This is a genomic window from Streptomyces sp. NPDC054770, assembly GCF_053611985.1.
In genome coordinates this window covers 205,427-223,411 of sequence record NZ_JBSHBL010000005.1, presented here as the reverse complement: position 1 = coordinate 223,411, position 17,985 = coordinate 205,427, and the positions used below count along the sequence as shown (strand labels likewise).

General features: G+C 70.8%; 16 protein-coding genes. 13 read left to right on the top strand and 3 right to left on the bottom strand.

The annotated features are described in order from the left end of the window. Positions 1-8: 8 nt before the first annotated feature. Together ACWGKQ_RS07630 and ACWGKQ_RS07625 are read right to left on the bottom strand one after the other, a co-directional pair. Positions 9-881, bottom strand: coding sequence for a TauD/TfdA dioxygenase family protein (locus tag ACWGKQ_RS07630; RefSeq protein ID WP_453290949.1), 873 nt, complete (start codon positions 879-881; stop codon positions 9-11). Positions 882-901: 20 nt separating this feature from the next. Next, the gene (locus ACWGKQ_RS07625; RefSeq protein ID WP_453290948.1) at positions 902-1,594 is read right to left on the bottom strand and encodes a 2OG-Fe(II) oxygenase; all 693 of its coding nucleotides are present in this window, start codon (positions 1,592-1,594) and stop codon (positions 902-904) included. A gap of 208 nt (positions 1,595-1,802) precedes the next feature. On the opposite strand from ACWGKQ_RS07625, the gene lxmK reads away from it, so the two are divergent. The 11 genes from lxmK (at position 1,803) to ACWGKQ_RS07570 (ending at position 13,915) form a co-directional block, all read left to right on the top strand. Next, complete coding sequence (lxmK, locus tag ACWGKQ_RS07620; protein ID WP_453290947.1) at positions 1,803-2,906, top strand: class V lanthionine synthetase subunit LxmK; 1,104 nt, start codon at positions 1,803-1,805, stop codon at positions 2,904-2,906. Beyond that, positions 2,890-3,879: a T3SS effector HopA1 family protein gene (locus tag ACWGKQ_RS07615; protein WP_453290946.1), complete on the top strand. Its 990-nt coding sequence runs from the start codon at positions 2,890-2,892 to the stop codon at positions 3,877-3,879. The genes lxmK and ACWGKQ_RS07615 overlap by 17 nt, the downstream gene beginning before the upstream one ends. 76 nt (positions 3,880-3,955) lie before the next feature. Then, positions 3,956-5,230 carry a YcaO-like family protein gene (locus ACWGKQ_RS07610; protein WP_453290945.1) on the top strand — a complete coding sequence of 425 codons (1,275 nt, stop codon included), beginning with the start codon at positions 3,956-3,958 and terminating at the stop codon, positions 5,228-5,230. Continuing rightward, positions 5,209-5,850, top strand: coding sequence for a TOMM precursor leader peptide-binding protein (locus ACWGKQ_RS07605; RefSeq protein ID WP_453290944.1), 642 nt, complete (start codon positions 5,209-5,211; stop codon positions 5,848-5,850). The genes ACWGKQ_RS07610 and ACWGKQ_RS07605 overlap by 22 nt, the downstream gene beginning before the upstream one ends. After that, entirely contained in the window at positions 5,847-7,463 is a 1,617-nt protein-coding gene (locus ACWGKQ_RS07600; protein WP_453290943.1) for a hypothetical protein, read from the top strand. Before ACWGKQ_RS07605 ends, ACWGKQ_RS07600 begins: the two co-directional genes overlap by 4 nt. A 140-nt stretch (positions 7,464-7,603) precedes the next feature. Continuing rightward, positions 7,604-8,056: a hypothetical protein gene (locus tag ACWGKQ_RS07595; protein WP_453290942.1), complete on the top strand. Its 453-nt coding sequence runs from the start codon at positions 7,604-7,606 to the stop codon at positions 8,054-8,056. Continuing rightward, positions 8,053-9,000: a sulfotransferase family protein gene (locus ACWGKQ_RS07590; protein WP_453290941.1), complete on the top strand. Its 948-nt coding sequence runs from the start codon at positions 8,053-8,055 to the stop codon at positions 8,998-9,000. Before ACWGKQ_RS07595 ends, ACWGKQ_RS07590 begins: the two co-directional genes overlap by 4 nt. Positions 9,001-9,158: 158 nt before the next feature. Next, positions 9,159-9,305 carry a hypothetical protein gene (locus ACWGKQ_RS07585; RefSeq protein WP_453290940.1) on the top strand — a complete coding sequence of 49 codons (147 nt, stop codon included), beginning with the start codon at positions 9,159-9,161 and terminating at the stop codon, positions 9,303-9,305. Positions 9,306-9,344: 39 nt separating this feature from the next. Then, on the top strand, positions 9,345-10,337 hold the full coding sequence (locus ACWGKQ_RS07580; RefSeq protein WP_453290939.1) for an AfsR/SARP family transcriptional regulator: 993 nt from the start codon (positions 9,345-9,347) through the stop codon (positions 10,335-10,337). Positions 10,338-10,352: 15 nt separating this feature from the next. Then, positions 10,353-12,077: an ABC transporter ATP-binding protein gene (locus tag ACWGKQ_RS07575; RefSeq protein WP_453290938.1), complete on the top strand. Its 1,725-nt coding sequence runs from the start codon at positions 10,353-10,355 to the stop codon at positions 12,075-12,077. Between the two features lie 53 nt (positions 12,078-12,130). Beyond that, positions 12,131-13,915: an ABC transporter ATP-binding protein gene (locus ACWGKQ_RS07570; RefSeq protein ID WP_453290937.1), complete on the top strand. Its 1,785-nt coding sequence runs from the start codon at positions 12,131-12,133 to the stop codon at positions 13,913-13,915. Here the strand turns inward: ACWGKQ_RS07570 and ACWGKQ_RS07565 are convergent. Further along, complete coding sequence (locus ACWGKQ_RS07565; RefSeq protein ID WP_453290936.1) at positions 13,878-15,101, bottom strand: cytochrome P450; 1,224 nt, start codon at positions 15,099-15,101, stop codon at positions 13,878-13,880. The two genes, ACWGKQ_RS07570 and ACWGKQ_RS07565, sit on opposite strands and share 38 nt — an antisense overlap. A 187-nt stretch (positions 15,102-15,288) precedes the next feature. Here ACWGKQ_RS07565 and ACWGKQ_RS07560 point away from each other — a divergent pair, with 187 nt between their 5' ends. Further along, a complete protein-coding gene (locus tag ACWGKQ_RS07560) occupies positions 15,289-17,076 on the top strand; it encodes a carbamoyltransferase family protein (protein ID WP_453290935.1) in 1,788 nt (595 codons plus the stop codon). Further along, positions 17,069-17,734 (top strand): class I SAM-dependent methyltransferase, encoded by a 666-nt coding sequence (locus tag ACWGKQ_RS07555; RefSeq protein WP_453290934.1) that lies wholly within the window; start codon positions 17,069-17,071, stop codon positions 17,732-17,734. Before ACWGKQ_RS07560 ends, ACWGKQ_RS07555 begins: the two co-directional genes overlap by 8 nt. Positions 17,735-17,985 lie beyond the last annotated feature (251 nt).

Genomic DNA, 17,985 nt, shown 5'->3' with positions numbered 1-17,985 from the left:
GAGCGGGGTCAGGCCTGGGGCCTGGTACCGCGGATCGCCACTCGCCGACCGTAGCGGGCGTGGGGGTAGTAGTCCCACACAGCGTGGTGCTGGACGCAGCGGTTGTCCCAGAAGACCAGCGTCTTCGGCTGCCAGCGGACCCGGCAGTGGAGCAGGGGCGTTCGGGCGACATGGGCGTACAGCATGTCGAGGACCGCTGTGCTCTCCGCCTGGGACAGCTGCGTGATCCGGGACAGGTAGGGCTTGTTGACGAAGAGCAGCTTGCGGCCGGTGTCGGGGTGGCGGACCACGACGGGGTGCTCGTTGCGCGCGATGTCGGCCCCTCGCGGCGGGGCCTGTCCTTTCCGGAACCAGGGCAGTGCGCCGTCGTGCAGGGCGGTCAGCCCCTCCAGGAACGTCTTCATCGCCGGTGACAGCATGTCGTAGGCGAGACACATGTTGGCGAACAGCGTGTCGCCGCCGGCCTCCGGCACCCGGGTGATGTGGAGCATCGAGCCGAGGTAGGGCTCGGCCAGGGCGGTGCCGTCGACGTGCCAGCCGTCTCCGGCGACCCAGGTCGACTTGTCGTCCGCACTGATGTCGAGGAGGTAGGGGTCCGCCCCCTCGGCGGCGACCGGCATGGGGTGGAGAGCCCCGAAGAGTCCGGCGAACCGCTTGTGGCCGTCGGAGTCGAGGTCCTGGTCGCGGAAGACGATCACGTGGTGGGTGAGGAAGGCGTGCGTGACGTCCCTTTCCTGCTGGGCCGTCAGCTCCTTGGACAGGTCGAGACCCGAGATCTCCGCGCCGAGCAACGGAGTCAGCGGTTCGACGGCGATCGTGTCGTAGCCGTGCCGCGTCCGGGTGGTGATGCGTTCGACGGCGTCCAGCTCGAACCGTTCCATGGGTCCTCCCGCTGTCGGTGTCAGGACGCGTCCGTGCGGCACAGCCAGCCGTTGATGGCGAACCGGCTGTCCGCGTAGTCCCCGCCAGGACAGCTGACCGGCATGACCTCGTGCAGGGCGGAGGGCAGGAAGAAGACCACGCTGTTGTGATCGGGGGCGAAGTCCCGGTACGTACAGTCCTCCCGGCGCAGACCGTCGTGGTGGACGTTCAGCGGCATCGCGGAGTCGTACATGCGCAGAGCACCGCCGGTGAAGGGGACCGGGGTGCGGTGCACGTAGTACACGAAGGTCACCACGCGCTTGGCGGCCAGGACGCCCCTCGCCGCGTCCTGGGAGCTGACGTCCTGATGGGCGCGGTAGAAGTCACCGTCGTTGTGGACGTTCAGGGTGAACGTCGGCCTCGTGCCGGCACAGGAGACGCCGAGGACCTTCTCGACCTGGCCGATCACGGCGTCGATGCCCCTCAGCAGCTCCGGGGCGGAGAAGTCGCGGTGGGCCAGGGAGCTGCGGGTGCGCTTGTCCAGCTGGTTTCCGCGCACGCGGGCGGGGATCAGGTCCTCCCGGGTGGCCGATACGGCCCGGTGCAGCAGCCGGTCGGCCGTCGGAGCGGGCAGAAAGTCCGCGATCCGGCAGACTTTTGTCGACGACTGCCATATCGCGTCGGCACTCAAGAGCGCTTGCGGCTCCGCCGTAATGTCGAGCGCCTCGGGCATCACATTCCTCCATGCCTTTTGTGTTCCGTCGGGCCGTCATCGCGGCACATGGCCGGGGCCGCGAATCTAGTGAGCTTCCGGATGACGAGTCAATTGCTTGTGTGCGCGGGATGCGGAACGCGTATGTCATGCGTATGCGTTGCACACGGATGCTTTTATGTGCACGACGCGTATGTGGTTCGTACAAACGGCGGTCAGACTCGTCGTCATGCTTCCGTCGAACGGTGCGCGAATTCCAGATTTCGCCCTGGTCAACCCATTCCTCGCACAGTTGGGTCTGGGCGAGCTGTCGCCGGACCAGGTGGTCACGCATCCCGGCAGGCACCGGAAGTGCTCGGGCATCACCACGCGTGGGCACGGAGTGTTCGTCAAGCAGCTGAACGCGTCGCTCGGTCGCCCGGCTCCGGGGATCAAGAGGGTCAGGTCGTTCGAGGCGCTGCGGGTGCCCGGGCTGTCCGGGGCCGCCCTCCTGGGCGCCGACGACGAGCACAACCTGCTGGTCTTCGAGCTGGTCGAGGACGCCGAGCCGGCCGACCTGCTGGCGCGTGAGGGCAGGTTCGACGCCGGACTGGCCCGCCGGCTGGGCGAGATGCTGGGGGTGCTGCACGAACAGCGGCCCGAGGAGGGCTCCGTCGACACCTCGCCTTCGCCTTATCCGCCGCTGAAACCGCTGGACGGACTGTCACTGGGCCAGTACCAGGCCGCCAGTGCGGCGGTGCTCCAGGGATGGCGTCTGGTGCAGCGGGACGAGGAGGTCAAGGAAGCGCTCCGCGCGGTGCGCCGCGACGAGGAGCGGGCATCGAAGGTGCCCACGCACGGTGACTTCCGGCTCGACCAGGTCCTCGTCTCCGGACAGCGGACCCACATCATCGACTGGGAGGAGTTCCGCCTCGGTGACGCGGCCCACGATGTGGGGATGTTCGTCGGGGAGTGGCTCTACCAGGCTGCCGACCGGGCGGCCCGCGGGGTGCACACGGGGCCCGTCGGCGAGTCCGGAACCGTACTCGGGGTCGGCCGCGAGGAGGTCATGGCCCGGACCACGGTCGAACTGCGGGCGGTCCAGCCCATGGTGGGCGAGTTCTGGTCCGGTTACCGGTCGGTGCGCGCGACCGTCGATCACGATCTGGCGCGACGGGCCGCGCTGTTCGCCGGATGGCATCTCTATGACCGGATGTTCAGCGTGGTGGCCAAGCTGAGTGTGCTGAGCATGACCCAGTACGTGGCCAATGGGATCGGACGCAAAGCGCTGCTCATGCCGGAGCAGATCGTCAGCCTTCTGGAAATGGGTGAGGTCGATGTCGCAAGCAGGTGACGTGCTGCTGCCGGAACTCGAGAATGCCCTGGAAAAAGTCGAGGTGCAGTCCGACGGTATGGCCGCCCATGTCGACGGCTACGCACTCGAGGCGAACAGCCCGCGCCATCTCTCGGTCCTGCTCAGATGGAGCCTTTACGAATTCCTGCACTCGGGGCGCACGCCGGACACCTACAAGTCGAAGGACATAGTCCGCGACCCCCTTCTGGAAGCCGAACTGTCCCGGGTCATGCCGCACCGGGAGACGGTCACCAGCGCCCGCGTGGACGGCCGCCGCGAGGGCGAACTGCTGGTCTCGATCGACGGCACGCGGGTGTGGGTGCCCGACGACCACAAGGTCGCCGACGCCCCGGGCGACGGCGAGGTGGTCTACGTGAGGATGCCGGCCGCTCGTCCCGCCCTGTCGCCCGGCTTCTTCCTCTGCGACGGCAGCCGCGGGCGGTCCGTACGCAGACCGGTCCTGCGTCTCTACGCGCACCTGCGGAGCATCGACAGGGTGCCGGACGTATGGGCGGCGGTGCTGAACTGCCTGGAGGACAAGGGCGTCACCTACCGCGCCAAGGTGTCCTCCTCCCCGCTGGTGCTCCCGCGCCGTGACGCACTGGTGGTCTTTCTGGGGCCCGAAGGCCGGCATGCGGTGCCGGACGTCGTCGACGCGCTCGACGGGCTGCCGGGGGTCGGGGACGAGGTCTCCGTGTTCGCCCGGCGGCTCGCGGCGGGAGTCTCCGTGGCCTGGCACCCCTTCGCCCCGCGCGGCCGCGGCCCGTCCGGGCTCAGCTTCGGACAGCACCGGGCGACGGCCGTCGCCCAGGGGCTCGTCGACCACCGCATCGGAACCCGCGGGGGCTCCCGCAGCGAGGCCGTGGCGGAAGCGCTGCGGGAGGCCGGAGTCGACCCGGTCGCGCCGTTCCGCAACCAGGACTCGCCGGAACTCGACTTCGCCCGCACGGACCTGTCGCCGGCGCTGGGCTGACCGCACGAACGGCACCACGGGCACGCAGAGCACTCGGGGCCCGCACACAGCACCAGCGGAAGGGGACGGGGGGAACATGGGCGGATTTTCCGGGGAACTTGCCGCGGACCTGCGCGCGCTCGTCTCCCCGTACGGTGTCGTCTCCGAGGTCCTGCCGGGGGCACCGCTCCGAGGCCTGGGCGAGCTGTCCATCGCCTCGGCCAGGGTGAACGGCGCACCGGGTGTCGAGCGGCCCGACGAGTTCCGGGGCTCGGGCCGCAGCCTGACCGGACCGGACACCGCGGAGCTGATCGCCGTCGCCGAGGCGGCCGAACGGTACGCGGGCGCCGACTTTCCCGGCTGCGAGGAGCGATGGGCGACGGTCCGCGAACTGGACGGACCGGTGCTGGACATGACGGCCCTGCCCCGCTGTTCGGAACGCGAGTACGCGAGCGGCAACTGTCCGGTCGTCCCCTTCCGGGCGGAGGATCCCGTCCGATGGCAGCGGGGGCTCGACATGGTCACCGGAGAGACCGTGTGGGTGCCCTCCGTCATGGCGCGCCACGGCGTGCGCCGGCTCGCTCCCGCGGAGCGTTTCTGGAACCGGATCTCCACGGGCTACGCGGTGCACTCCGACCCCGCCGAAGCACTGCTGCGCGGTCTGTGCGAGGTGTGTGAACGGGACTCGGCCGCGGTCGTCTGGCTGCAGATGCTGCCCCTGCCGCGCATCGAGATCGAGCACCCCACGCCGGCGCTGTCCGCTCTGCTGGCCCACGGCGAACGGCACTTCGTCTCGACGTGCTTCTACGACGCGACGACGGACACCGGCGTACCCACCGTCTACTGCGTGCAGGTCGCCGAGCACGACGACTCCTGCCGCCGATCGGTCGGCTGCGCCGTCGGACGCGATCTCACCGAGGCGGCGGAGAAGGCACTTCTGGAGTGCGTACCGGCGCGCGCCCTGTTCCACCGCGCCGACTCCGGCAGCTACGCCCTGGTCATGGCCGGAGCACAGGCCATGGGCCGCCCGGAGCGACAGCACGCCTTCGACTTCCTGCTGCAACAGAGCCGCACGCGCCGGGCCGAGGACGGCGCGAGCCTGCCCAGGCACCCGGGCGAGGCCCTGGCACAAGTGCTCCGGGCGCTCGCGCAGCGGGGCATGCAGGCCGTGGCGGTCGACCGGACCACCCGCGAACTGGCGGCGGCGGGGCTGACCGCCGTGTGCGTCGTCGTGCCGGCGCTTCAGCCCCTGACCTTCCACCGGTACGGGCAGTACCGGGCCCATCCGCGCCTGTACTCGGCGCCCGTCGCCATGGGATACCCCAGCCGGCCGGAGGAGGAGTTGAACCCGTGGCCCCAGCCCTTCCTGTGATCGCCACCGGAGGCTTCGGCGAGCGAGTCGCCCGGCTGCTGACCGAGACCCGCCCGGGGGCCGAGGTGCTCTCCGCGTCCGACGCCGGACTCCGGCGGGCGTTCGGCCCGTTCCGCGGTCCCGTGGTGCTGGCCGCCTGGCGGCCCGAGCCCGGTCTGTGCGAGGAACTCGACGCCCTGGCGTACCGGCACGGACGCAGCTGGCTCCCGGTCGTCCTGGAGACCGCGGTCATCCGTGTCGGCCCGCTGGTCCGTCCCCCGTACGCGCCTTGTTTCGGCTGCTACCGACGCCGACGCGGCCAGCACGACCTGCAGGCCCGCACGACCTCTCTTCTGACGGACCGTTACGACCGGGACCCGCACTGCGGTCCCGGAGGTTTCCTGCCTCATCACGCCAGGGCTGCCGCGGCCCTCGCCGCGGCGTACGCGGACGGCGCACCCGGGACGGGTACGGGTCTGGTGAGCACCATCAGGCTCCGGGAGTGGGGGGTCGAGGCCCACCCTGTCGTGCCGTGCCACGGGTGTACGCGCTGCGGCTCCCACGGCATGTCCGACACGGGACTGAAACGGCTCAGGGCGGCTCTCCCGGCACCGTCGGCGCTCTCGGAGGTGCCGCGATGAGCGCCGCCGTGCCGGATGGCACCCGGACCGTGCCCGCGCTGTGCCGTGGGCTGGTGGTCGTCGAGGCCACCGACGGGATGGTGATCGAGGGCGGACCGCACCGGATGCTGCTGAGCGGCGCGGCCGCCTCCGGCTTCCTCGGTGCGCTGCTGCCCCTGCTGGACGGACGGCACGAGCCGGACGAGCTGAGCGCGCTCCTCGACGTCGAGCCTGCCGCCGTCCTGCAGGCGCTGGAACTGCTGGACGACTGGGGCGTGCTGGAGGCGGGCACCACCGCGCGGGAGGAGGCGGTGCCGGAGCCGACCCTGACGTACTACTCCCGCACAGCCGCACTCGCGGGCGGGCACGGGTCGGCCGCGTCGGTGCTGGACGAACTCGCGCGTTCCCATGTCCGGTTGATCACCGGTGCGGAGCTCACGCGCGTCCTGACGGAAGACCTGACGGCCGCCGGCGTGGGCACGGTGTCCACGGCAGGAGAAGGCGGGGTCCCGCACGGCTGCGATCTCGTCGTGGTCGCCGACGGGGCCGGCGAACCGGCGCGCCTGGCGGCACAGGTGGCCACGGGATGGCAGGACAACGTCCCCGTCCTGCGGCTCGCGGCGCACGACGGCGCGGTCGAGGTGGGTCCGCTGTTCTGGCCGGGAGAGTCCGCGTGCGTCGACTGTTTCCGCCGCGGTGGCGGGACCGGCGGCCGCGAGGGCGGCGGTCAGGAACTGCTGGCCGCTGCCGCCGCCATGGAAGTGCTCGCCGTCCTCGCCCGAACGACACCCGTGACGACGTTCAACGCCCTGGTACGCACCACGACCGCAGGAGGCCGCACGGAGCGCCGCCTGGTCGCGCCCGACCCCTCCTGTCCGACCTGCGGGGACTGCGGTGACCGGGCGCGGGACAACGGCGTACGGCTGATCGAGACGTACGAATGGCATGTGGCCGCCCCGCCCCTGCGGCTGATGCCCGCACCGCGTCCGCTCGCTCCCCTGCGTGCGCGGCGCCGAGAGGCTTCGCGGTCCCGCGTCGCGCTGCCCACGTCACCGGCGGGGCGCCTGCCGGCCGAGCCCGGCACACCGCCACCGGCCGGCCCGGAATGGCTGGTGCCACTGGCGGCGATTCTGCCGGACGTGGTCGCCGCGACCGCCGTGGACGGCGGGGATCCCTCTTCGGACGGCAGCGGACCGGTCTGCGTCCACGGCTCTGTCCATGTCTACGTCCTGACCGATCTGGCCCCTCTCGGACTGCCCGGCCGGATCTTCCGGTACGACGAGGCCGGTCACCGGCTGCTGTCCGTACGGGCCGATGCCCCAGCGTGGAGAGGTGCCTTGCTGTCCTCCGGGCCCCCTGTCGCGGACCTGGACGCGGTGGTCGCGGTCGTCGCGGACACCGGCCCGCTGGCCCCGGAACATGGTGACGGCGCCTGGCGGGCGGCACACCTGGGCGCCGGAATCGCGGCGCTGCGGCTGGCCTGCGCCGCGATGGAGCGACAGCTCCCGCTCACCTTCGGGCTCGGGTGGAGCGAGGACCTGCCCGCGGTGCTCGAACTCGACCCGGCGAGAGAGAGCGTGGCGGCGGTGGCCGGACTCGTGGCCGGCCCGAGGGCTGAGGAGGCCATCGCATGACACTGCCGTCGATGGCCGACGTGGTCGCCTCCGTGGCAGACGCGTGCCATGGTCCGCGGCCTGCGGCGCACGGTCCCGCGTCGCACGGGAGCGCGGGGTGCCGGAGTGAGCCGCCCGGCCGCGGGCGAGGCGAGCGGGCGGTGGCGGACGTGGTGGACACCGCGTTCCGGCACCACCGGGCGGCGGTGCCGGACCAGACTCCGTTCGCCGTCCTGGTGACGACGGGCCGCGTCGGACAGGGCGTGCCGCGCGCCGGGTTCGCCACGGCCGACGCCGTCGTACCGTTCGCGGTGGACGGTTCGTGGACCGATGTGCTCGCCGGCAGATATCAGGGTGCCGAGCGTCTCTTCCTCGTCTGTGCCGACTTCCGGAGGATGTCCGGTCCCCGGGCCTCCGTGACATACCCCCAACTGCTCCTCGGAGCCGGGGCACTTGCCCAGGCCCTGCGGATTGCCGCCGACCGGCCGGAGACGGGCGCCTGGATCCACACCGGCAGTCTCCGTCCCGTGACTTCGGCCGTACGACGCCGGTACCCGGGGATGCGTCATCTGCTGACCGTCGTTGCCGGCCCTTTCGATGGGAGCCCCACATGACAGCAACCGTTTCCACCGGCGGGGCGGCCCACGGCGCCGAACCCGTCGCGACGCACCCGGATCCGGTCTTCATCCTCTCCCCGCCCCGTTCGTTCTCGACCATCGCGCTGGCGCTGCTGGCGGGGCACCCGCAGATCTTCGGATTCCCCGAGATGCTGGTCTTCGCCAACAGGACGGTGGCCGATCTCGTCGGCGAGGACGGCACGGAGGCGGAGCGCTTTCCGCCGGAATACCGCAGGACCCGCCTCAGCGGGGTCTGTCGTGCCATCGCCCAGCTCCACGAGGGAGAACAGTCCGCACCAGCCGTCTCCCGCGCCGAAGACTGGCTGAGGGCGCGCCTCGACTGGCCGACGCCCCGGGTCCTCGGCCACTTGCTCGACCTGGTGAGCCCGCAGATCGGGGTGGAGAAGTCCCCCGACACGGTGGCCACGGACGACTCCCTGGACCGCTGCTTGAGCAGCTACCCGAAAGCCCGTTACATCCACCTGACCCGGCACCCCGTGACGACACAGCGTTCGATGCACACCCAGAACCAGCAGTACCTGACCCACCGGAAGGTACGCGTGGTCGGGGCCGCCTCCTCCTGGTACCTGTCGCACCTGCGCATCATGCGGACGCTCGGCGACCTGCCTCAGGAGCAGTGGATGAGGGTCCGCGGCGAGGATCTCGTCAACGAGCCCAGGGTCTGGCTGCGCCGGATCCTCGACTGGCTCGGACTGGAGAGCGGTGAGGCGGTCATCGACCGGATGACACATCCCGAGTCATGGCTTTTCGCCCACAACGGCCCCACCGGAGGGCTGTACGGAGGCGATCACAAGTTTTTCAGCGCACCCGATCTCAGACCGGTTCCGGACCCGGGGCCGGTGACGTTCGATCCCGAATGGGATCTGCCGGACGAGATGTGCCGTCGAATGACGCTCCTGGCACACCAATTGGGCTACTGAGTACGACCGGAACAAAGGGGTGATGCCCGTGCGGAGATTCTCGCACTCCTGCCCGGTCAGGTCTCCGCCGCAAGGCGTGGAGACCCGACCGGTCCGAGAAGGAAGAACGAGAAAGGAGAACTGCTTTGTCCCCGTTGCAGGAAATCATGGTTCGTGACGTGTCCGAAGCCGGCTGGGAGTCGCTGGTGACCAGCGCTCTGAGGGGTATCGAAGAGAGCCCCGGCTGGACCGACTGCTGGCCGACGGGCAGCACCACGGACGCGTGCTGCACGACGTCACCGGCCGCACCCGAGCCGACCATCTGAGTGCTCACGCACTGAGCGGAACGCGGCATTCCCGGCTCCATGGGAAGTGCACTGCCGCGTTCCGCTTGTTGCTCGCCTCACCGGCAGTGCTGTGGCAAGAGGACGGCAAGCCGATGGCCAGCCCGTGCTGCCAGGATCGTGGCCGTCGGATTCCCCTGCCGGACGGGTACTGCGGGCGGCCGGGGTGGCAGGGAGAAAGTGAGTTCCGGAACGGGGAGGGTCGGTTCAGTGGCAAGTCCATTGACATTCCACATACTCGGCGTGGTAGAGGCCAGGAACGGCGCGGATCTCGTCCCGCTCAGCGGGAAACAACGCTCTCTTCTGGCAGTGCTGTTGCTCCAGGTGAACTGTACGGTGACCAACACGCGCCTCATGGACGCGGTCTGGGGAAGACCGCTGCCCGCGGCCCCCGAGACACGGGTGCGGACCCTCGTCTCCGAACTACGACGGTCCCTGTCCCGCCACGGCTTCGACGGCATCCAGACCAAGCCGTCGGGGTACGTCATCCGGGTCGAGGACAGCCAGCTCGACCTCACCCTGTTCCTGGCCAAGGTCCGGCAGGCGCGGGAGGCCGTGATAGACGGCATGCCCGGCGCGGCGCTGAAGGCGTACGACGAGGCGCTGGCGCTGTGGGGCGGCACCGCGCTCACCGGGGCGAGCGGGCCGTTCGCCGACGGGGAGGGGGCCCGCCTGGAAGAACTGCGGCTCACCGTCATGGAGGAGCGCTTCGGGGCGCTGCTCCAGCTCGGGCGGCCCGCCGAGGTGGTGAGCGACCTGAGCCGGCTGGTTCTGCACCACCCCTTGCGGGAGGGCCTGCACGCCCAGCTCATGACCGCCCTCTACCGCAGCGGACGCCGCAGCGAGGCGCTGGATCTGTACCGTTCGCTGCGCAGCCGGCTTGTCCAGGAGCTCGGCATGGAGCCGCTGACCGAACTGCGCGACCTCCAGCAGCAGATGCTCAGCAGCGTGCCGGTCTCCGAGCTGGCCCCGCACGAACAGCGCACCGCTCCGGCGTACGCACGGCGGCGCTGAACAGGGAAGAATGCCGTGCTGACCAGCCTGCTGCGCGCACATGTCCGGCGGCGACTGCCGTCGCTCGCCCTGATCCTGGCCTTCCAGCTGGCCCAGACCACGGCCGCCCTGTGTCTACCGGCGCTCAACGCCGATCTGGTCGACCGCGGAGTGGTGCCCGGTGACATCGGCCACGTCCTGCGCGCCGGGGCCTGGATGGCGGTGGCCACCGTGGTGCAGCTGGCGGCCTCGGTCGGCGCCGCCCGGCTCAGCGCCCGTACCGCCCTGGCGATCGGCCGGGACCTGCGCACGGCGGTCTTCGGCCGTGCCCTGGCCTGCGCCGAGCACGAGGTGGACCGCTTCGGCGTGTCCTCCCTCGTGCTGCGCACCACCGGCGACGTCCAGCAGGTACAGGTGCTGTGCCTGACCGCGTGCACGGTGCTGGTCACGGCGCCCTTGTTGTGCCTCGGCGGCATCGTGATGGCACTGCGGCAGGACGTGGCGTTGTCCGGGGTCGTCGCGGTCGTCACCCCCCTGCTGGCCCTGACCGTCGGGTGGTTCGTGCGTCGGGCCCGCCCCCTCTTCCGGGACCTGCAGCACTCCCTCGACGTCTCGCACCGCGTCCTGCGGGAGCAGATCACCGGCGTGCGGGTGGTCCGGGCCTTCGCTCGGGAGGCCCATGAGCGCGAGCGGTTCGAGCGGGTGAACAGCGGCCTGCTGACGGCGGCGCTGCGGGCCGGGCGCCTGATGGCCGCCCTGCTGCCCGTCGTCATGCTGGTCACCAACGCCTCGGCCGTCGTCGTGGTGTGGGCCGGCGGACACCGGATCGCCGAGGGCACCCTGCGGGTCGGCGCACTGACCGCCTTCCTCACCTACCTCACCCAGATCCTGGCGTCGGTGATGGCGGCGGGTTCCCTGTTCGTGCTGCTGCCCCGCGCCGAGGCCAGCGCCGAGCGGATCCGGGAGGTCCTCGGCGCGGACCCCCGCCCGGCCCTGACCGCAGGACCGGGCACGGGGCGCCCGCGGACCGGCCGGCTGGAGCTGGTGGACGTCGGATTCCGGTATCCGGGCGCGGAGGAGCCGGTGCTCCGCGACGTCACGCTGACCGTGCCGCCGGGCCAGGTCCTCGCCGTCACCGGGTCCACCGGAGCCGGCAAGTCCACGCTGCTCGGTCTGATGGTGCGCAGATTCGACGCCACGTCCGGAGCCGTCCGCCTCGACGGCATCGACGTCGGCGTGCTCGGCCGTGGCGATCTGGCCGACGCGATCGGCTACGCACCGCAGCGTCCGCACCTCTTCTCCGGCACCGTCGCCTCCAACCTCCGCTACGCCCGACCCGACGCGTGCGACGAGGAGTTGTGGCAGGCGCTGCGCGCGGCCTGCGCCGACTCCTTCGTGGCCGGGTTGCCGGGCGGCCTCGACGCCCCGGTGCTGCAGGGCGGCAGCAACTTCTCCGGAGGGCAGCGCCAGCGGCTGGCCGTGGCCCGGGCCCTGGTGCACCGCCCCGTCCTCTGCCTCCTCGACGAACCCTTTTCCGCGCTCGACCAGGCCACGGAAGCACGGCTGCGGACGGCACTGGGCAACGCGGGAACGACCGCGGTGATCGTGACCCAGCGAGTCTCGGCCCTGCGCGCGGCCGACCGGGTGGCGGTGCTCGACGAGGGCCGGCTAGTCGGCGTCGGCCCACATGCCGAACTGGTCGAGTCCTGCCCGACGTACCGCGAGATCGTCCTGTCCGCGACGAGCAGGGAGGCCGCCTAGTGGCCGCCGGCCGGAAGCGGGTGTCCTCCGGGTGGCCGGGGCGCGGATCACCCGTGTTCCGGCGGACCGCCGTCCGTCTGGTCGGGCTCCTCGCGGCCCGGCGCCGTTCCGTCCTGTCCGCGCTCTGCTTCGGCGCCGCCTCGGCAGGGCTCACCGCACTCGGGCCGAGATTCCTGGGGCGCGCCACCGACCTCGTCGTCAGCGGTTCGCTCGGCGCCCGGGCCACCGCCGGTGACACGTACGGGTCGGTGGGCCGGGTGCTGTGCTGGGCACTCCTGGCGCACGCCGGTGCCGCGCTCTGCGCCCTGCTGCAGTCCAGGATCACCCTCCGCGTCGTCGGCGGACTCGTGCACGACCTACGCGCCGAGGTCGGACGCAAGATCGAACGCCTGCCGTTGTGCCATCTCGACGGCAGGCCGCGCGGCGACACCCTCAGCAGGGCCACCCTCGACGTCGACAACATCGCGCAGTCCCTGCAGCAGACGCTCGGTCAGCTCGTGGTGTCCCTGCTGACGGCGTTGGGCGTGCTCGCCGTGATGACCTGTACGTCGCCGCTGCTCACCCTGGTGGCACTCGTCAGCGTGCCGCTGTCCGGGACAGTCGCGGCACGCCTGGCCCGGCGCGCGCAGCAGCACTTCACGGCCCAGCGCACCGCCATGGGAGCCCTCAGCGCGTACGTCGAGGAGACCTACTCGGGACACGCGCTGGTCACCGTGTTCAACCGCCGGGAACAGGCCGAGCGACGGTTCGTCCGGCACAACGGCGACTTCCACCGCGCGAGCCTGCGGGCCCAGTACCTCTCGGGCCTGATCCCGGTGGCCATGGCGTCGGTCGCGAGCCTCACCTACGTCCTCATCGCGGTCGTGGGCGGGCTGCGGGTGGCCGCCGGGGCGCTGTCCATCGGCACGGTGCAGGCGTTCGTGCAGTACGCCCGGCTCCTGGGGCAGCCGCTCGGGCAGTTCGCCGGTACCGCCAACCTGGTGCAGTCGGCGGTCGCCTCGGCCGAGCGGGTCTTCGAGCTGCTCGACGCCGACGAGGAGGCTCCCGATCCGCGGCCCGCGCCGCTTCCGGGGCCGGCCCGCGGCCATGTGGTGTTCGAGCGTGTCTCCTTCTCCTACGCCGCCGAGCGGCCGCTGATCGAGGACCTGTCGCTGACCGCGGAACCCGGCGACACGATCGCGGTGGTCGGCCCCTCCGGAGCGGGCAAGACCACGCTGGTCAATCTGCTGCTGAGGTTCTACGAGGTCAGCGGCGGCCGCATCGTGCTGGACGGATGCGACATCTCCCGGATGCCCCGGGCCGAACTGCGCGGCCGCGTCTGCACCGTGCCGCAGGACCCCTGGCTGTTCACCGGCACCATCGCCGACAACATCGCCTACGGCGCCCGACGCGACGTCACCCGGGAGGAGGTCGTCGAGGCGGCCCGGGCCGCACACCTGGATCACCTGGTGCGGGTCCTGCCCGCCGGCTACGACGCGTTGATCGGCGAGAACGCGACCCAGATCAGCGAGGGTGAGCGGCAACTCATCACCATCGCGCGCGCCTTTCTCTCGAATGCGCCGGTGCTCGTGCTGGACGAGGCGACCTGCGCCCTCGACAGCCGCACCGAGATGCTGGTCCAGCAGGCCATGCGGGGGCTGCGCGCGGGCCGTACCAGCCTGGTGGTCGCACACCGCCTCGCCACGGTCCGGGACGCCGACGTCATCGTGGTCATGGACGACGGCCGCATCGTCGAACGAGGAACGCACACCGAGCTGCTGGCGGCGGGAGGGGCCTACACCCGGCTCTACGAGGCCCAGTTCAGCCGGTCAGGACGAACCGCACCGGAAACCGCTTGAGTCCTCCGGAGAAGGTCGTCGTCAACTGGGCCGGGGCGCCCACGCACTCGGCCGACACCAGCCGGGGAAGGAGCTCGGCGAAGAACGACTCGATCTCCAGCCGGGCGAGCGAGGCGCCGAGGCAGTGGTGGGCGCCGTGTCCGAAGGCGAGCTGGCGGTTCGGGGTGCGGCGTACGTCGAAGCGGTGCGGGTCATCGAAGACCGACTCGTCGCGGTTGGCCGACGGGTAGGACAGCAGGACGGCGTCACCGGCCCGGATCAGTACGTCGCCCAGCGGGAAGTCCCGGCGCGCGGTGCGCATGAAGGCCTTGACCGGAGTGACCCAGCGGATCATCTCCTCGACGGCGGTGGGCAGATGGGCCGGATCCGCGCGCAGCGTCCGCAGCTCGCCGGGATTCTCCATCAGGGCCCGCAGGCCACCCGCGAGGGTGACGCTGACCGTGTCGTGACCCGCTGCGACCAGGATGACGAACTGCGACAGCATCTGGTGATCGTCCAGCAGGCGTCCGTCCAGCCGGGCATTGGCGATGACCGAGGCCAGGTCGTCCGTGGGGCGCCTGCGCCGGTCCGCGGCCAGCTCGAGGAAGAACGTGTAGAAGCGCCGTACGGCCGCGATCCGCTGCTCCGGCTGCAGGGACCGGCGCGCCGCGGGGGTGAAGGGGCGTACCTCGTCGGCGTGGGATTCGTCCAGTCCCAGCAGGGCGAGCAGCACGTCGAGGGCGTAGACGTCGCAGACCTCACCGACGAACTCGCAGGTGTCGGTCCGCTGCGCCAGCCGGTCCACGGCCCGGCGTGCGAGTCCTGCGATCCACGGGGCCAGCCGGGCGACGGACTGCGGTGTGAACTGGGCGGCCGTCACCGAACGCATCTGCCGGTGCTCGGGGTCGTCCAGGTGTGCCAGGGGGCGCAGCAGTTGCCGTCTTCCGTTCTCGGCGGCGAGCGCGTCCTGCCGGGCGGGGATCAGCATGGGGCGGGGTTCGCTCAGGAAGACGTCGTTGCGCCGTTCTATCTCCCGGATGTCGGCATGCCGGGTGATGGCCCAGAACGGGTTGTAGCCGGGCGGCGTCACCCAGTGGACCGGGGCTTCACGCCGCAGGAGATCGAGGGCCCGGTGCAGACGTTCGTCGTCGGCGTATGCGGTCGGATCGGCGAGCGTGACGCCGGCCTCGGCAACGGATATCGACACCCGAGTCCTCCCTGCGTGAGTGCGCATTCTCTTTCTGCTGAGCGGCGTTGATCCTCTCAGCTGGTCCGCGTTACGAAAAGGACCGCCTTCGTTTTCTGTACCTCTTTCGTATGAGGCGCGTACATCGCGCGTCGAGAATGGTTTGCATGGCGGACCGAGTGGTGGAGCCGAGGGGGGGCGTAAATCGGTGATCGTGCTTGGCTATAACGGATTCACCCGGAGTTCCGAGCTCTTCGGCCGCCTCTACGGGGCGACGGGGGTGGACCGCCATCAGCTGATCGGACACGACGCGGCCGCGGCCCTGATGGTGGACGGCGAGGTCGTGGCGGCGGTCGAGGAGGAGCGGCTCAGCAGGGTCAAGAAGACCTCGGACTTCCCGGTCAACGCGATCCGGTGGTGCCTGGAGCACGCCGGGCTCGGTCTCGACGACGTCGACGTCTTCGCCTTCCCCTGGCGGTTCGTGCCCGAGGTCGCCGATCGCATGATCGCGGAGATCTCCGACAGTGCCATGCCCGTGGTCACGAAATTCGACCAGCTGAGCCGCACGGGGGACCTGTTCACGGGGATGCTGGGCCGGGCCGCCGTGCACGCCGACTTCATGGCGCGCATGGACCACCCCCTGGACCCCAACAGGCTGGTCCTCGTGCCGCACCACACGGCACACCTCATGTGCGGGGCCTACCTGGCCGGCGTCCGCGACGCGGCCTTCCTGGTGAGCGACGGACGGGCGGAGACGCGGTCCGCCGTCGTGGGCGAACTGCGCGACGGCGTCGTCCGGATCTTCGAGCAGGGCTGTGTCGACATGAACAACTCCCTCGCGCTGGCCTACGGAAAGATCACCCGTTACCTCGGCTTCGTGCCGAACAACGACGAATACAAGGTGATGGGCCTCGCCGCCTACGCGCCGCCGCCGACCCGCAACCCGCTCCTGACCAACGCCGTCCAACTGCACGAGAACGGCTCGTACACCGTCTTCATCCCCGGTGAGAAAGAGGCCTACTACAGCTTTTTCGACCGGATCTTCGGGGGCGACAGCGAAAAGCGCGAGGAATTCGCATTCCGGGTCGAGGTCGCGGGGCTGGCCCAGCACATGGTCGAGGCCGTCACGGCCCATCAGGTCCGGGTCCTCGGCGCGGCGACCGGTCTGGAGACACTGCTTTTCGAGGGCGGCCTCGCCCTCAACTGCGTCGCCAACACGAAGATTCTGCAGAGATCCTCCTTCGCCGGTGTGGAGGTGGGTTTCGGAGCCAGTGATCCGGGCGTCGCCATCGGCGCGGCGGTCCAGGTGGCGGGCCTCGGCAACCGCCCCGCGAACGCCCCGGCCACCGCGTACCTCGGGCCGGGCTACGCCGACACGGAGATCGTCGACGCCCTCGACGAGCACGCGGAGGACGTCACATGGGTCGAACTGGACGAGGACGAGGTCGTCGGCAGGACGGCCGAACTGCTGGCCGGGAAGACCGTGGTGGGCTGGTTTCAGGGGCGTATGGAGTACGGGCCGCGCGCGCTCGGCAACCGCAGTATCCTCGCCAACCCGCAGTTTCCCGACATCAAGGACGTCATCAATCTGCGGGTGAAGCACCGTGAGCCGTTCCGGCCCTTCGCGCCCGTGGTCCTGGCCTCCGACGCACCGCGCGTCTTCGACATGGGCAAGAAGGCCACGTCACCGTACATGACCTTCGTCTTTCCGGTACGCGAGGAGTACCGCGACCGGATCCCCGGCGCCTGCCACGTCGACGGCACCGCCCGGATCCAGACCGTCGACGACGCGGGCAACCCGAAACTTGCCGCGCTGCTACGGGAGTTCACCGCACGCACCGACGTGCCGTGCCTGCTGAACACGTCCTTCAACGTGGCGGGAGAGCCGATCGTCTGCACACCACGGGACGCCCTCGCGTGTTTCCTGAACACCGAGATCGACCATCTGGTGATGGGCCGTCACCTGATCGCCAAGAGGAGCGGCCGGCATGCCTGACGACCGCGATCCCTGGACCGCCTTCGCCGACCGAGGGCCGACTCCGCGGCCGCGCAACGCCGCAGGCGAGACCACGTGGTTCAACTGGACCCAGTACCCCGACCACGGACCGGGTCCGGAACTGCTGGGCGAACCGGAGACCGTGCTCGACCTCGGCTGCGGCGGCGGCCGCAACACCGCCCATCTGGCCGTGCGAGGGGCCCGCGCGGTCGGTGTGGACTTCTCCCCCGTCCTGCTCGCCCAGGCTCGCGAACGCTGGAGCGAGGTGGCGGGACTGCGTTTCGTGGAGCGGGACGCGGTGGGCTACCTGGCCGAGACCGACGCACGGTTCGACGCCGTCTGCTCGGTGTACGGCGCCGTCTGGTTCACCGACCCCGACCTGCTGCTCCCCCTCGTGCGCGAGCGGCTCGCGCCGGGGGGAGTCCTCGTCTTCTCCCACGAGCCGCCGATCAAGGGCTGTTACGGCGCACAAGGCACCTACATCCGCCGGAAGGGCGGCGGCCCCCCGGTGCCCGTGGTGCGCTGGGCCCACACCTGTGAGCAATGGCGGGACATCCTCGCCCGGCACGGCTTCGTCACGCTCGACACCGAGATCGTCGAGGCCCCGGATCCCGCCTATGTCCCCACCATGCTGGTGCGGGCCGTGCCGTCGCGCTGAGCGACGGCCGCGGTTGGCGTCCCGGACGACCGAAAGGAGGTGCAACCCATGGAGAACACCAACGAGGTCCTGCTCGTCGAGGTGGTCGAGGAGGAGGGCGAGCCCTGCCTCTGCTACGACGCCCCGTGAATCTGAGCTGCCGTGTCCCGTGGCGACGGCACGGGACACCGCCCCGACCCGCGCCAACCGCCCCGCCGAGCCGCCCGCGACGTGGAGTGGGGGTCCGTGCAAAATAGCCAGATAGACCCCGG